We start from the raw sequence: 14,762 nt of genomic DNA, 5'->3' as shown, positions 1-14,762 counted from the left end.
CTTTTGTGATGGAATGACAACATTTTTTGACTTTAGACTGCAAAAGGGGCGGTATCCATGTCATATAACCGATACGGCCGTCAGGACGGGAATGGGGATTTGGGCTCCTGGATCGTGACGCTGATCCTGTTGATCAGCCCGCTGTGGTTTGTGGGACTGATCCTGCTGTTCCGCAAGCTGAACGCGCTGGGCCGCAGACCGCAGTTTCCTTATCTGGGGCCAAGTCCCGGTACACAGGGATTTCACACCCCGCCCGCAGGGGCGGCGGGCAGAGGGCTGGGCCTTGGGAAAGGCAAGGCCATGACCATCGGCGGAGCTATCATGGCTGTTATCTTCGGCATCGCCACCGCGGCGGGACTGCCGGTGGTGAGCAGCATCATGGGCTTCCCTCTGTCGCTGGCAGCCATGTCTCCGGTGATCGGTCTGTGTGCCGGTGGCCTGGCCCTTATGCTGGCGGGCAGTTTCAATACCCGTAAGATCCGGCGGTTCCGGAAATATCTGGCCCTCATTGGCCGGAGGGAGAGCGTGTCGGTGGTACAGCTGGCCCACGCCATGCCGGTGCCTGTGCGCAAGGCGTGCAACGATTTGCAGGAGATGCTGGACCGGGGCATCCTGCCCGCGGGATATCTGGATATGTCCTCCTATCAGCTGATTCTCAGTGACGAGGGCCTGAAGGATGAGCCGGAACCGGCGGAAGAGACTCAGGACCAGAGCCCGGAAGAGGAGGAACCCCTGGACATCCGGGACGACGACGCGGTACTCCGGGAGATCCGCCGCCTCAACGACGACATCGACGACCCCGAGATGAGCCGCAAGATTGACCGGATCGGGGAGATTACCAGCAAGATCTATGGCTATGTAAAACAGAATCCCAGCAAGGAGGGGCAGCTGCGCTCCTTCCTCAACTATTATCTGCCCACCACCCTGAAGATCCTCAAGGCCTATGCCCGTATGGAGGACCAGGGCGTGGAGGGAGAGAACATCCGTACCGCCAAGGCCCGCATCGAGGGTATGATGGACAAGGTGGTGGACGGCTTCGAGAAGCAGTTGGACCGCCTCTTTGAGGTGGACACCATGGACATCACCGCCGACGTGGAGGTGCTGGAGCGGATGCTGGAGAAGGACGGCCTGTCCGGCGGCATGGACTTCGGACAGAAGGGTACTTCATAAAACGTTTACATAAGGTCCAAAAATTATCCATCACTCGACAGAGCGGCTGTGGTATCTTATAAGCACAGCCAAGCAAGAAGGCAAGGGCGCCGCGCCGGGAGCGTGCGGAGGACAAATGCCATCCAGAGCGCGTTCAACAGACCGGCCCGCCCTTGTGACTGCCCCCCGGCTGTGGGGGCAGACCAAAAACAACACCTGGCGCTGCCGAGTGATGAGATACAGATGGAATCCTCCAAACAAACAAAGGAAGCCCCGGACGGCATCGCCGTCCGGGGCTTCCTTGTTATTTGAATCAGGTACAGCGTACGGTGCAGGTCAGAGTCTGGCCGTCCACCGTGCAGGTCAGGGTGGTGGTGCCTTTGCCCACATAGGTCACGGTGCCGTTGGAGGACACGGTGGCCACGGCGCTGTTGCCGATGCTCCACACGGGGGTGGAGGAGGTGCCGCTCACTTTCACCTGGAAGGAGGGGTAGGTCTTGCTCAGGGTGAAATCCGTCCGGCTCAGGGACAGAGAGGTAGACGTAGTGGTGCCGGAGCCGGTGGTGGTGGAGCCGCCGGTGGTTACCGAGTTGTGGACCAGACAGGTGTGGGTCACGCCGCCGGGCATGGTGGCGGTAATGGTGGCGTTGCCCGTCTTGGTCCCGGCGCTTACCTTGCCGGTCTCATCCACGCTGACCACCTCGGGATCGCTGCTGGTCCAGGTAATGGTGCCGGTGGAACCCTCAGGGATAAAGGTAACGGTCAGGGTGATGGGATCGGGATAGCGGTTACTGAGGGAGAACTCCGTCAGACTCAGGGTGAAGTCGGTGGCCGTCTGGTCGGCGGGAATGGTCTCCGACGGATCGGGCGACTCGGTGGGTTCTATGCTGGGCTGAGCGGAGTCGGTGGGCATGACGCTTTCCACGCCGGACGGATCGTCTACGGAGCCGCCCTTGGTCACCAGAGGAATGATCACCGAGATCACAATGATCACCGCCGCGATGATGATCGCCAGAGAGACGATGATCCCCACCAGACGGAGGGGAGAGGGGCCGCGGCCATAGCCGCCGCCTCTGGTGTTTGTCACCAGCCGCTTGCCGCCCCGGGCACGGCGGGGGGAATCCTCATCGCCGTCAAAGTCCTCGTCGTCCAGCGGAATCTCGTCACAGAACGGGCAGTGCTTATAAGTAGAGGCGTAGTCTTCGCCGCAGTATTCGCAATGAATCATTTTGGGACGGTCGTCCCTGCTTCGTCTGGATGCCATAGGAAATCCCTCCAATCGACATTCTTGTGTCTATTGTACAACGCCGACGCGCGGCCCGTCAACGGTACTTCAGGAAATATAAAAGTTTTTTAACAATTATGTCAACTGATGGGCGGGGTTGCACCGTCAAAACAAATTGGATATAATAGCAGGCAGAACGGCAGGGGAGGCGGAGCATATGAAAGGTTCCATCAGTGCTGCAGAAGCCCACAAACAGTACAGCGAAGCTGTGGCCGCGTTCCGGCGTCAGATTCCGGACCAGGTGCTGCGGGAGCGGTTTGGCCGGGAGGCCGATCCCTTCTTTCGTGCCTGCGCCCTGGGCCTGTGGCAGCGGGATGGGGCCTCTCCCACACCCAGATATGTGGAATTTTACAACGCCATCTACACCAAGGGCAATCCGGCCCTATCGGTGTTGTTTTGGGAACTGTCCTCGGAGGTGGCGGGTTATCCCGGATTCCGGCCGCCGGAATTTTTCAACCGGATGCGGGCCTGCGACAAGGTATCGGGCACCAGCCTGGCCCGCCGGTTTATCGATTTGACCACCCTGATGCTGCTGCTTTTTGCCGCGGTGGACGATCAGGTCAGCGAGGCCGAGGCCGGGTTTGTCAACCAGTGCGCCGATGCCCTCTCTGCCCTGTGTGATCAGGAGGGATTGAAGGGGGAGAAGGCCCCCCTGGACGTAGGGGACTTTGTGACCCGCAGGCCCGCCCCCCAAACGCCTCAGACCGCTCCGGCGGCGGAGCAAAAGGAGGACAAGCCGGAGGAGCCGGAGCCTACTCTGGAGGAGCTGATGGCCCAGCTGGATGAGCTGTGCGGCCTGGAAAAGGTGAAGGCCGACGTGAAGAGTCTGGTCAACCTGGTGAAGGTGCGTAAGCTGCGGCAGGAGCACGATCTGCCGGTGCCGCCTCTGTCCCTTCACTTGGTGTTTATGGGCAATCCGGGCACCGGCAAGACCACCGTGGCCCGGCTGCTGGCCCAGCTGTACAAGGCCATCGGCGTGCTGTCCAAGGGACAGCTGGTGGAGGTGGACCGGTCCGGTCTGGTGGCCGGCTTCGTGGGACAGACCGCCATCAAGACCAGCGAGGTGATTCAGAAGGCCCTGGGGGGTGTGCTCTTCATCGACGAGGCCTACGCCCTGGCGGGGCAGGACAACCCCAACGACTTTGGCAGGGAGGCCATTGAGACTCTGCTGAAGGGAATGGAGGATCACCGGGCGGATCTGGTGGTCATTGTGGCGGGCTACACCCAGCTGATGGACCGCTTCCTCCACGCCAACCCCGGTTTGGAGAGCCGGTTCAACAAGTACTTCTATTTTGAGGACTACAACGGGGAACAGCTGATGGAGATCTTCTGCTCCATGTGTGGGAAAAATGGATATACACTTAGTGATGAGAGCCGGAAGTATGCCGAAGAGTATTTTAAAACTCTGTATGAAGAGCGGGATGAGAACTTTGGCAACGCCCGGGACGTGCGCAATCTGTTCGAGCGGGCGGTGGCCCGTCAGTCTGACCGGGTGGCCGCCCTGGAGGCCCCCGGCAAGGAGGAGCTGATGGCGCTGACGGTGGAGGATCTGAAGGAGGACCAGCCGGAGGCATAAAAAGAGCCCCTGCCATATTGGCAGGGGCTTTGAGCCGTCTTACAGGTGATCGCTGTCTACCAGGATGTTATCGGTGCCGTGTTCCTCAAATTCAGCGATATAGGCGTCGATGCGGCTGGCCAGTTCGTCATAATTGCTCTCGTCGATCGGGGCGTCGTCCATGTCCCGGCGGGCCAGGTCCTCCGCCAGAATATCGAAGAACACATTGTTTTCGTATTCCATGATGGCTTCGTGGATGCCGCCTTCGGCAAAGGCGCGGGAGGGGACCACTTCGCCCTGCCAGTCCTCGGCCAGCGTGGGCATTCCCTCCGCCCGGGCCTTGGCAAAGAGCAGGCTCTCTACCTCGTCATAGTCCCTGAACCGGTCGTCGCCCCGGGTGGAATTCAAGATCCAGTTGCCGATATAGGCCATATCCAGCAGACGGCGAAACTGCTTGGTCGTCAGTTCCAGCTTCATACCAATGCGACCTCCTCGCTGTCATGACGTTGGGGAAGGAGGGACCATACCCCACTCTCATATTATAATCACCCCCGAAGAAATGTCAAACCAGGGAGGGAAAAATGTGAAAATAACCCCTTGTTTTCCTGCCCTGTTTCCCCTATCATTAAAAGAACCATAGTATTACAAGGAGGGAACGCCTTGGACAGTCGACCCATTGGCGTATTTGACTCCGGCCTGGGCGGCCTGACCACGGTGCGGGAGCTGTGCCGCCTGCTGCCAGGGGAGGATATCGTCTATTTCGGAGACACCGGACGGGTGCCCTACGGCAGCCGCTCCAAGGAGACCATCATCCGGTACGCCCGCCAGGACGTGGCCTTTCTGCGTACCTTTGATTTAAAACTCATCGTCATTGCCTGCGGCACTGTGTCCACCACGGCCCTGGACATCCTGGCCAATGAGAACCCCATCCCGGTGTTGGGTGTAGTGGCCCCTGCTGCTGCCGCCGCCGCGGAAACCACGCAAAACGGCAGGATCGGACTCATCGGCACCCAGGCATCCATCCGCAGCGGCGCCTATGAGGCCCTTATCCGCAAGGCCGACCCGGCGGCCCAGGTGACTGCCCAGGCCTGCCCCCTCTTTGTGCCCCTGGTGGAGAACGGGCGCTTCAGGCCCGGCGATGTTGTCATCGAGACGGTGGCGGGGGAGTATCTGGCCCCCCTGAAGGAGGCGGGAGTGGACACCCTGGTACTTGGCTGTACCCACTATCCGCTGCTCCAGGATGTGATCGCCGCCCAGATGGGGCCCCAGGTCCGGCTGGTCAACGCCGGAGCGGAGGGCGCCCGCGCCGCTGCCGCCCGGCTGGCAGCCGACGACGCTTTGTCCGGAAAGACGGAGGGAGGCAGCTGCCGGTACTTTGTCAGCGACCGTCAGGAGGATTTCTCCCGGCTGGCCTCCATTTTCCTGGGCTGGGACGTTACCGGCACTGTGGGCCAGGTGGATATCAGCTGCTATTGAAAACCAGCCCTTTACATTAGGGCGGGAATTGGATATAATATGGTGCAATTTGCGGCCGGAAGGGCCGATAAAGAGGGAACATAGAACCATGGAGAACAACGTTATCATATCCATTCGGGGCAAGCAGTCCTTTGAGGACCAGGAGCCGGAAGTCATCGAACTGGTGACCGAGGGCAGGCTGTCCCTCGACGGCGAGGACGGCTACACCCTCAGCTATCAGGAGAGCGAGCTCACCGGGCTGGAGGGTACCCTTACCACCTTCCAGATCGAGCCCGAGCGGGTCACCCTGCTGCGGGTGGGGGAGGTCAACTCCCAGATGGTCTTTGAGGAGGGGCGGCGGCACCTGTCCATGTACAACACGCCCTATGGTGCGCTGGCGGTAGGCATCAACACCAAGAAGATGCGGACCCAGCTCAGCCCCGACGGCGGCAGCATTGAGATCAATTATGCCCTGGAGATTGACCATGCCGTGGCGGGGGAGAACCTCTTCCACATCCAGGTGCGGCAGAAGGGAAACAGCATCCGCCAGTAAAACCGCAGCATAGTTCCATCCCCAAACGGAGTAATAAAAATCCGTTTTTCCCGGGGACATGAGCCTCGGGAAAAACACATCTCAGCCCGCAAGTGTGGGCTCTGGCCGCTTTGGCGGACAGAGGATGCGCGCGGCGGGCTGCATTCTCTCTCAAAAATGCTTGCATTTTTGAGAAATAAAGAAAAGGTGATAGATATGTCCAATATGATCCAGGCGGCCCGGGAGCAGGTCGCCCAGCTGACCCAGGCGGCCTACGAGAAGGCCGCGGCCCAGGGCCTGCTGCCCGCAGGGGCGGAGGTCAAGGCCACCATCGAGATCCCCAAGGACCCCACCCACGGCGACTACGCCTCCTCCTTCGCCATGGCGGGCGCCAAGGCTCTCCACAAGGCCCCCCGGCAGATCGCCCAGACCATTGTGGACAATCTGGATCTGGCGGGTACCTTCTTTGATAAGGTGGAGATCGCCGGCCCTGGCTTCCTCAACTTCACCCTGGGCAGCAAGTGGTACGGCGAGGTCCTCACCGACATCCAGGCTGAGGGGAGCACCTACGGCGCGGTGGACGAGGGCCACGGCGAAAAAGTGATGGTGGAGTTCGTCTCTGCCAACCCCACCGGCCCCATGCACATCGGCAACGCCCGGGGCGGCGTGCTGGGCGACGCTCTGGCCAGCGTTCTCACCCGGGCTGGGTACGACGTGTGGCGTGAGTTCTACGTCAACGACGCCGGCAACCAGATTCACAAGTTCGCCATGTCCATCGACGCCCGGTATCTCCAGATCGTGCTGGGTGAGGAGAACTATCCCTTCCCCGAGGATGGCTATCACGGCGACGACATCAAGGAGCTGGCCCAGGCCTTCTATGACCAGCACGGCCCCGACTGGAAGGATAAGCCGGAGGAGGAGCGCCAGGAGGCCATGGCCCAGTACGGCCTGTCTGTCAACATCCCCAAGATGAAGGCCGATCTGCGCCGCTACCAGATCGAGTACGACGAGTGGTTCCTGGAGTCCGGCCTCCACAGCTCCGGCTATGTGGCCGAGACGGTGGGTATGCTGGCCGACAAGGGCTGGACCTATGAGAAGGACGGCGCCCTGTGGCTCAACACCACCGATCTGCTCAAGCGGAAGTTCATGGCTGAGGGCAAGACCCAGGAGCAGGTGGACAAGCTGGACCTGAAGGACGACGTGCTCCGCCGGGCCAACGGCTTCTACACCTATTTTGCCGCCGACATTGCCTACCACCGCAACAAGCTGGAGAAGCGGGGCTTCTCCAAGGCTATCAACATCTGGGGCGCCGACCACCACGGCCATGTGGCCCGCCTCCAGGCCGCCCTGGATGGCCTGGGCCTGGACGGCTCCCACCGGCTGGTGGTGGTGCTGATGCAGCTGGTCAACCTGCTGCAGGACGGCCAGCCCGTCCGGATGTCCAAGCGCTCCGGCAAGGCCATCGCCCTGCGGGACCTGCTGGATGAGGTTAGCGTGGATGCCGCCCGGTTCTTCTTCAACTCCCGGTCCTCCACCTCCGCTCTGGACTTCGATCTGGACCTGGCGGTGCGGCAGGACTCCGATAACCCGGTGTACTACGTCCAGTACGCCCACGCCCGCATCTGCTCTCTGGTGAGCCGCCTCACTGAGGAGGGCGCCCAGATGCCTGACGCGGCCGCTGTGAATGCCGCCCTCTTCACCACCGCCGAGGAGAAGGCCCTCATCAAGACCCTGTCCCAGCTGCCCGAGGTGATCCGTATCTCCGCCCGGGACTACGACCCCTCCCACGTCAACCGCTACCTCATTACCCTGGCCGGCGATTTCCACCGCTTCTACAACGCCTGCCGCATCAAGGGGGAGGAGGCCGACGTGCTGGCTGCCCGCCTTAAGCTGGCTGACACCGTCCGTTCCGTCATTGCCAACTGCCTGGCCCTCATCGGTGTTACCGCTCCTGAAAAGATGTAAGGAAAAAGATCCCGCTTTTTTGAAAAAAGCGGGATCTTTTTTTGTAAATTTTCGTCCAAGAAGAAACCGCGACGATGCAAGAATATTATGTCTACCTGAAACTATGCTGAATGTTTCAAAAAGGGACGAATCAGAGCAATATGGAATCTGTTTGCAGCGGAGAGGTCGGATTTCTTACATTTGTATAAAAGAAATAAAAACTTTCCCTTAATCTTCTGTTAATTGGTATGTAACACTCTTGTAATCTTTTTTGGGTGTGGTATGATATGCAATGCACGCGGCTATCCACCGCGGGCAGGTTCCTTCAGCGATCAACAGACGGAGGATCATGGAATGACGATATTAGAATTAGTGAAAAATTTAAACTTTGCAGTGGTGCTGCTCTTTACCCTGCTCTACATCTACCAGGGCTTTTATGTGGTAGTGGGACTGGTACGCCGCCGCTGGAAAGAGACCCATCAGCCTGAAAAGCTCCATCGCTTTGCTGTGGTGGTATCCGCGCGCAACGAAGAAGGAGTCATCGGGGAACTGCTGGATAGCTTAAATAAGCAAAATTACCCCAAAGAGCTGCTGGATCTCTATGTGGTGGCCGACAACTGCACCGACGATACCGCCGGTGTGGCCCGCAAGGCCGGCGCTTTTGTGTATGAGCGCTTCGACCAGCAGAAGAAGGGCAAGGGCTACGCCATGGACTACCTCTTCCACCGCTTGGAGGAGGAGGGCAAGGACGTCTACGACGGCTACTTCATCTTTGATGCCGACAACCTGGTGGACCCCAACTTTGTTGCCGAGATGAACCGTACCTTTGACAAGGGCTACGATGCCATCACCTGCTACCGCAACTCCAAGAACTTCGGGGACAACTGGATCTCCGCCGGATACTCCATCTGGTTCCTGCGGGAGGCCCGCTTCCTCAACTTCCCCCGTACCCTGCTGGGCACCAACTGCCATGTGTCCGGTACCGGTTTCCTGGTGTCCTCCAAGGTCATCCGGGACAACGGGGGCTGGCCCTTCCACCTGCTCACCGAAGATATCCAGTTCTCTGTGGACTGTGCCATCCAGGGCCGCAAGATCGGCTACTGCGATACCGCCGTGGTGTACGATGAGCAGCCCACCACCTTCCGCCAGTCCTGGGACCAGCGGCTGCGGTGGTCCAAGGGCTTCTATGAGGTGGACCGGGATTATACCGTGCCCCTGCTGAAGGGCTGTTTCCGCCCCGGACGGCTGGGTACCTCCTGCTACGATATGTTCGTGACCGTGGCCCCCGGTATGCTGCTCACCTTGGTGATGATCCTGTTCAACGGCATCATCCTGGCCAGCTGCATGACCCAGCCCGCCTATATTGCCGCCAAGGTTATCGATGTGACCGTCGGCTTCATGCTGTCCGCTCTGTGGAATTTCTATGTGGGCCTGTTCTTCTACGGCCTGCTGACGGTACTTTCTGAGTGGAAGCACATCAGCGCCTCTCCGCTGCAGAAGCTGGGCTATGTCTTTACCTTCCCCATCTTCATGTTTACGTACATTCCCATCTCCATTGCCGCTCTGGTGAAAAAGGTGGAGTGGAAACCCATCTACCACACCTCCACCAAGCGGGTGGGGGCGGGCTGAGCCAAACCAAATGAAAAGAGACCTGCCGTTTCGCGGCAGGTCTCTTTTGCTTGGCAGCTGGGCTTGCATTGGATCATGAAACTGTGATATAATACCATCCAAATGTGCAATACAGGAGGAACCGAGCAATTATGGACACCATTCCCTTATCTATGCCCATTCTGATGGACGGTGCTACCGGAACCGAGCTGCGCCGGTTGGGTATGCCCGACGGAGCCTGCACCGAGCAGTGGGTGCTGGAGCATCCCCAGGCTCTGCTGGAGGTACAGCGGCGCTATGTGCAGGCCGGCAGCCGTATTCTGCTGGCCCCCACCTTTGGGGCCAACCGGGCCAGCCTGGAGCGCAGGGGCATCATGGGACAGGTAAGAGAATACAACCAGCGGCTGGTGGAACTGACCCGGCAGGCCGCAGGCGGGGGTGTGCTGGTGGCGGGCGACATGGCCCCTGCCGGGCTGACGCTGATTCCTTTTGGTGAGAGCAGCTTTGAGGAATTGGTGGCGGTCTACACGGAGCAGGCCGCCGCTCTGGAAGCTGCCGGGGTTGACCTGTTTTTCCTGGAGACGATGACCGACATGGCTCAGGCCCGGGCGGCGGTGCTGGCCTGCAAGAGTGTGTCGGACAAGCCGGTGTGGGTGTGCTTCACCTGTGACGACGAGGGCCGTACCCCCGGCGGCACGGATGTGCTGGCCGGACTCATCGTTATGCAGGGCATGGGGGTGTCCGCCTTCGGGCTCAACTGTACCAGCCCCGCAGACACGGCGGAGCAGCTGGAGCGGCTGACGCCTTATGCCTCCGTACCTCTGATCGCAAAACCCTCTGCCGGGCTGCCCGGGGCCTGCTGTACCCCGGAGGAGCTGACGGGCTTTGTACCCCAATATGCCGCCGCCGGAGCCCGCATCTTCGGCGGATGCTGCGGGGCGGGTCCGGAGCATCTGGAGGCAGTGGTACGGGCCATGGCTCAGGTAGACTTTTCTGCCTTCCAGCCGGTGGAGCGGGACCCGGATGTGATCCCCTGTGCCAGCGAGAAGGAGGCCCGATTCATCACCCCCGATGTGGATGTGGGTGAGACCATCGAGTGTACCCCTGACCTGATGGAGGACATTCTGGAGGCGGAGGAGGAGTCCCCCCAGGGCGCGCTGAAGATCGCCATCCTGGAGGAGGACGATCTGGATATCTTCGCCGAAAACCAGTATGTGGTGAAGGATGCTCTGTGCCTGTGGTCCGACGTACCCGAGCTGCTGGAGAAAGCTCTGCGGCTCTATCAGGGCCGGGCTTTCTGGGATGGTACCGGGGATCTGGAGGAGGATTTCCTCCGGGAGATGGCAGGCCGGTACGGCCTGGTGCTGCTGTAAGAAGCCCTGTCAAGGGACCTTCGGGCCCCAAAATAAAATCAGCGAAACAGACAAAAAGCACGTCCCCTTTTTGGGACGGGCTTTTTGTTTTGTGCCTTGACGGCATATATCAAGATACTGTATCATGGGTGTTGCGTAAAGAAGCAAAGCACAAGATATTGTGTCGGAATATAACGGGCGGTAATCGCCTGCAACAGTGGAGCGGGAAAGGAACGGATCGCAATGACACTCACCAAAATCAGAAAACGGGACGGCCGGTTGGCGGAGTTCAACGAAGAGAAAATCGCCGGCGCCATTGACAAGGCCTTCCGAGCCACCTACAAACCGGGCAAAGAGGCAGAGGCCAGGCGGCTGGCCGACGAGGTCCTCTCCATCCTGGAGGTGGAAGGGGAGAAGCAGCCCGGTGTGGAGCACATTCAGGACCTGGTGGAGCGGGTGCTGATGGACAACGGCTACATCCAGACTGCCCGGGCCTACATCCTGTACCGGGAGGAGCGCAGCCGTGCCCGGGAGATGAATACCCGGCTGATGAAAACCTATGAGGACATCACCTTCTCCGCCGCCAAGGACTCCGACATCAAGCGGGAGAACGCCAACATCGACGGTGACACCGCCATGGGCTCCATGCTCAAGTTCGGCTCCGAGGGCGCCAAGCAGTTCTATGATATGTTCGTCCTCAACCCCGACCACGCCCGGGCCCACCGGGAGGGTGATATCCATATTCACGACCTGGACTTTTTGACCCTCACCACCACCTGTTGTCAGATCGACATCAAGAAACTCTTTGAAGGGGGCTTTTCCACCGGTCACGGCACCCTGCGGGAGCCCAACGACATTGCCTCCTACGCCGCCCTGTGCTGCATCGCCATCCAGTCCAACCAGAACGACCAGCACGGCGGCCAGAGTGTGGTGAACTTCGACTACGGCATGGCTGACGGCGTCCGCAAGACCTTCAAGCGGCTGTACCGTCAGAACCTGGCCCGGGCCCTCATGCTGCTGGAGGATGAGAGTGACCCCGAGCAGGAGTTGAAGGCCGTCATGGCCGACCTGGAGAAGGAGACCGGCCTGTGCCCCATTCTGGCGGGCAGCGAGGAATACTTTGCCGCCGAGCGGGCCGCTCTGGTGCCCAAGTTTGGGGACGAGGCCACCGTGGAGAAGGCCCAGAAGTTTGCCCAGCAGCGGGCGGAAAAGGAGACCGACCGGGCCACCTATCAGGCCATGGAGGCCCTGATCCACAACCTGAACACCATGCACTCCCGCGCCGGCGCCCAGACTCCCTTCTCCTCCATCAACTACGGCATGGATACCTCTCCCGAGGGCCGCATGGTGATGAAGAACGTGATGCTGGCCACCGAGGCCGGCCTGGGCGGCGGCGAGACTCCCATTTTCCCCATCCAGATCTTCCGGGTGAAGGAAGGGATCAACTACAACCCCGGCGAGCCCAACTACGACCTGTTCCAGCTGGCTATGCGGTGCTCCGCCAAGCGGCTGTTCCCCAATTTCTCCTTCATCGACGCCCCTTTCAACCTGCAGTACTACAAGCCCGGCCATCCCGAGACCGAGATCGCCTACATGGGCTGCCGCACCCGGGTCATCGGCAACGTATACGATTCCGAGCGGGAGATCTGCAACGGCCGGGGCAACCTGTCCTTTACCACTATCAACCTGCCCCGGCTGGCCATCAAGGCCCGGGGGGACCTGAATACCTTCTTCGAGTCTCTGGACCGGATGATGGACCTGTGTGTGGACCAGCTGCTGGAGCGGTTTGAGATCCAGTGCCGCAAGCACGTGTATAACTTCCCCTTCCTCATGGGACAGGGGGTGTGGCTGGACAGCGAGAAACTGGACTGGAACGACGAGGTACGGGAGGTCCTGAAGCACGGCACCCTGTCCGTAGGCTTCATTGGCCTGGCCGAGACTCTGAAGGCCCTTATCGGCGTCCACCACGGTGAGAGCGAGAAGGCCCGGGTGCTGGGCCAGGAGATCATCTCCCATATGCGGGCCCGAATGGATGCCGAGAGCGAAAAGCGGGGCCTCAACTTCTCCCTGCTGGCCACCCCCGCCGAGGGCCTGTCCGGCCGCTTTGTCCGGATGGATAAGGCCCGTTTCGGGGTTATGGAGGGGATCACCGACCGGGATTACTACACCAACTCTTTCCATGTGCCGGTGTATTACCCCATCTCCGCCTACGACAAAATCAAGATCGAGGCCCCCTACCACGCCCTCACCAACGCCGGACATATCAGCTACATTGAGATGGACGGCGATCCCACCGACAACCTGGAGGCCTTTGAGAAGGTCATCCGCTGCATGAAGGAGAGCGGCATCGGCTACGGTTCCGTCAACCATCCGGTGGACCGGGACCCGGTGTGCGGCTTCTCCGGCATCATCGGGGACCGCTGCCCCGGCTGCGGCCGCACCGAGGCCGACGGCGTGCCCTTTGAGCGCATCCGCCGCATCACCGGTTATCTGGTGGGTACCCTGGACCGCTTCAACAACGCCAAGCGGGCCGAGGAGCACGACCGGGTGAAGCACGGCGTGTAACCTGACCGCGGCTGAGAAGGAAAAACATAGGGGCGGGGCTCTGCCCCGCCCCATTTTGATATAGAGAGGATTTTGTGTATGGCTGATATGCCTGCTATCCGCCTGAAGCGGGGAGAGGGCCGCTCCTTCAAGGCCGGCGGCCCCTGGATCTATGACAATGAGATCGGTGAGATCGTGGGTCAGCCCGCCGACGGCGATGTGATCCGCATTGAGGACTACAACGGCTACCCGCTGGGGGTGGGCTTCCTCAACCGGGCCTCCACCATCACGGTGCGAGCGCTGTCCCGGAAGGCGGACACCGTTATTGACGAGGCTTTTCTGGAGATGCGGGTGCGCGCTGCCTGGCAGTACCGCAAAGACACGGTGGACACCTCCTCCTGCCGCATCATTTTCGGTGAGGCCGACTTCCTGCCCGGCCTGGTGGTGGATAAGTTCTCCGACGTACTGGTGGTGGAATCCCTGGCCCTGGGCATTGACCGGATGAAATCCACCATTTTGAAGCTGCTTGTGGATATTTTGGCCGAGGACGGCATTGCCATCCGGGGCATCTACGAGCGCAGCGATGCCAAGGTGCGCCTGAAGGAGGGCATGGAGCTGGTGAAGGGCTTCCTGTCCGAGCCCTTCGACCCGGTGGTGGAAATTGTGGAAAACGGGGTCCGCTACCAGGTGGATGTGGCCGAGGGCCAGAAGACCGGCTTCTTCCTGGATCAGAAGTACAACCGGCTGGCCATCCAGCCCCTGGCCAAGGGAGGACGAGTGCTGGACTGCTTCACCCACACGGGCGCCTTTGCCCTCAACGCCGCCAAGGGCGGCGCCAGAGAGGTGCTGGGCGTGGACGCCTCCCAGCTGGGTGTGGATCAGGCCACCCGCAACGCGGAGCTCAACGGCATGAGCGACCGGGTGCGATTTGAGTGCCATGATGTGTTTGAATTGCTGCCTGAGCTCGAAAGAAAGAGCGAAAAATTTGACTTGGTGATCTTGGACCCGCCCGCCTTTACCAAGTCCCGGGCCTCCGTCAAGAAGGCGGTGACCGGCTACCGGGAGATTAACCTGCGGGGCATCAAGCTGGTGAAAAACGGAGGCTATCTGGCCACCTGTTCCTGCTCCCACTTCATGACCCCCGAGCTGCTGGCCAAGACCATCGGGGAGGCCGCCCGGGACGCTCACCGCCGCCTGCGGCAGGTGGAGTACCGTACCCAGGCTGCCGACCACCCGGTGCTGTGGGGGGCGGATCAGTCCCTCTATCTGAAATTTTACATCTTCCAGGTCATGGACGAACAATAAAAAGCACAGGGGCCGCTGCCATTGGCAGCGGCC

The 14,762-nt window shown here is 60.4% G+C and carries 11 protein-coding genes; 9 read left to right on the top strand and 2 right to left on the bottom strand.

Annotation, left to right across the window (positions count from 1 at the left end; genetic code table 11):
- Positions 1 to 57 precede the first annotated feature (57 nt).
- A complete protein-coding gene (locus B5E56_RS09880; RefSeq protein WP_087389591.1) occupies positions 58 to 1,170 on the top strand; it encodes a 5-bromo-4-chloroindolyl phosphate hydrolysis family protein in 1,113 nt (370 codons plus the stop codon).
- Between the two features lie 292 nt (positions 1,171 to 1,462).
- Here the strand turns inward: B5E56_RS09880 and B5E56_RS09870 are convergent, their stop codons facing one another.
- On the bottom strand, positions 1,463 to 2,413 hold the full coding sequence (locus B5E56_RS09870) for an Ig-like domain-containing protein (protein WP_087389587.1): 951 nt from the start codon (positions 2,411 to 2,413) through the stop codon (positions 1,463 to 1,465).
- Positions 2,414 to 2,591: 178 nt separating this feature from the next.
- Here B5E56_RS09870 and B5E56_RS09865 point away from each other — a divergent pair, with 178 nt between their 5' ends.
- On the top strand, positions 2,592 to 4,010 hold the full coding sequence (locus B5E56_RS09865) for an AAA family ATPase (protein ID WP_087389585.1): 1,419 nt from the start codon (positions 2,592 to 2,594) through the stop codon (positions 4,008 to 4,010).
- Between the two features lie 39 nt (positions 4,011 to 4,049).
- Here B5E56_RS09865 and B5E56_RS09860 read toward each other — a convergent pair whose 3' ends face one another.
- The gene (locus tag B5E56_RS09860; protein WP_087187848.1) at positions 4,050 to 4,466 is read right to left on the bottom strand and encodes a hypothetical protein; all 417 of its coding nucleotides are present in this window, start codon (positions 4,464 to 4,466) and stop codon (positions 4,050 to 4,052) included.
- A 183-nt stretch (positions 4,467 to 4,649) separates the two neighbouring features.
- Here B5E56_RS09860 and murI point away from each other — a divergent pair, with 183 nt between their 5' ends.
- The 7 genes from murI (at position 4,650) to B5E56_RS09825 (ending at position 14,729) form a co-directional block, all read left to right on the top strand.
- Complete coding sequence (murI, locus tag B5E56_RS09855; protein WP_087389583.1) at positions 4,650 to 5,465, top strand: glutamate racemase; 816 nt, start codon at positions 4,650 to 4,652, stop codon at positions 5,463 to 5,465.
- Between the two features lie 88 nt (positions 5,466 to 5,553).
- Positions 5,554 to 5,997 carry a DUF1934 domain-containing protein gene (locus tag B5E56_RS09850; RefSeq protein WP_087187850.1) on the top strand — a complete coding sequence of 148 codons (444 nt, stop codon included), beginning with the start codon at positions 5,554 to 5,556 and terminating at the stop codon, positions 5,995 to 5,997.
- 195 nt (positions 5,998 to 6,192) lie between these two features.
- Entirely contained in the window at positions 6,193 to 7,941 is a 1,749-nt protein-coding gene (argS, locus tag B5E56_RS09845; protein WP_087389580.1) for an arginine--tRNA ligase, read from the top strand.
- Between the two features lie 333 nt (positions 7,942 to 8,274).
- Complete coding sequence (locus B5E56_RS09840; RefSeq protein ID WP_087389578.1) at positions 8,275 to 9,549, top strand: glycosyltransferase family 2 protein; 1,275 nt, start codon at positions 8,275 to 8,277, stop codon at positions 9,547 to 9,549.
- Between the two features lie 131 nt (positions 9,550 to 9,680).
- Positions 9,681 to 10,901, top strand: a complete 1,221-nt coding sequence (locus B5E56_RS09835) for a homocysteine S-methyltransferase family protein (protein WP_087389576.1) — start codon at positions 9,681 to 9,683, stop codon at positions 10,899 to 10,901.
- Positions 10,902 to 11,123: 222 nt separating this feature from the next.
- Positions 11,124 to 13,445, top strand: coding sequence for an anaerobic ribonucleoside triphosphate reductase (locus B5E56_RS09830; protein ID WP_087389574.1), 2,322 nt, complete (start codon positions 11,124 to 11,126; stop codon positions 13,443 to 13,445).
- Positions 13,446 to 13,523: 78 nt separating this feature from the next.
- A complete protein-coding gene (locus B5E56_RS09825) occupies positions 13,524 to 14,729 on the top strand; it encodes a class I SAM-dependent rRNA methyltransferase (RefSeq protein WP_087389572.1) in 1,206 nt (401 codons plus the stop codon).
- Positions 14,730 to 14,762: the final 33 nt, after the last annotated feature.

The sequence above is a fragment of the Flavonifractor sp. An112 genome (genome assembly GCF_002161085.1).
GTDB lineage: Bacteria > Bacillota > Clostridia > Oscillospirales > Oscillospiraceae > Flavonifractor > Flavonifractor avicola.
Note: the sequence above shows the minus strand (reverse complement) of the source record. Positions and strands in the feature narration are given on the sequence as shown.

Coding starts and splice junctions, on each gene's coding strand:
- B5E56_RS09880 (WP_087389591.1), top strand. CDS start 58: ATGTCATATAACCGATACGGCCGTCAGGACGGGAATGGGGATTTGGGC.
- B5E56_RS09870 (WP_087389587.1), bottom strand. CDS start 2,413: ATGGCATCCAGACGAAGCAGGGACGACCGTCCCAAAATGATTCATTGC.
- B5E56_RS09865 (WP_087389585.1), top strand. CDS start 2,592: ATGAAAGGTTCCATCAGTGCTGCAGAAGCCCACAAACAGTACAGCGAA.
- B5E56_RS09860 (WP_087187848.1), bottom strand. CDS start 4,466: ATGAAGCTGGAACTGACGACCAAGCAGTTTCGCCGTCTGCTGGATATG.
- B5E56_RS09850 (WP_087187850.1), top strand. CDS start 5,554: ATGGAGAACAACGTTATCATATCCATTCGGGGCAAGCAGTCCTTTGAG.
- argS (WP_087389580.1), top strand. CDS start 6,193: ATGTCCAATATGATCCAGGCGGCCCGGGAGCAGGTCGCCCAGCTGACC.
- B5E56_RS09840 (WP_087389578.1), top strand. CDS start 8,275: ATGACGATATTAGAATTAGTGAAAAATTTAAACTTTGCAGTGGTGCTG.
- B5E56_RS09835 (WP_087389576.1), top strand. CDS start 9,681: ATGGACACCATTCCCTTATCTATGCCCATTCTGATGGACGGTGCTACC.
- B5E56_RS09830 (WP_087389574.1), top strand. CDS start 11,124: ATGACACTCACCAAAATCAGAAAACGGGACGGCCGGTTGGCGGAGTTC.
- B5E56_RS09825 (WP_087389572.1), top strand. CDS start 13,524: ATGGCTGATATGCCTGCTATCCGCCTGAAGCGGGGAGAGGGCCGCTCC.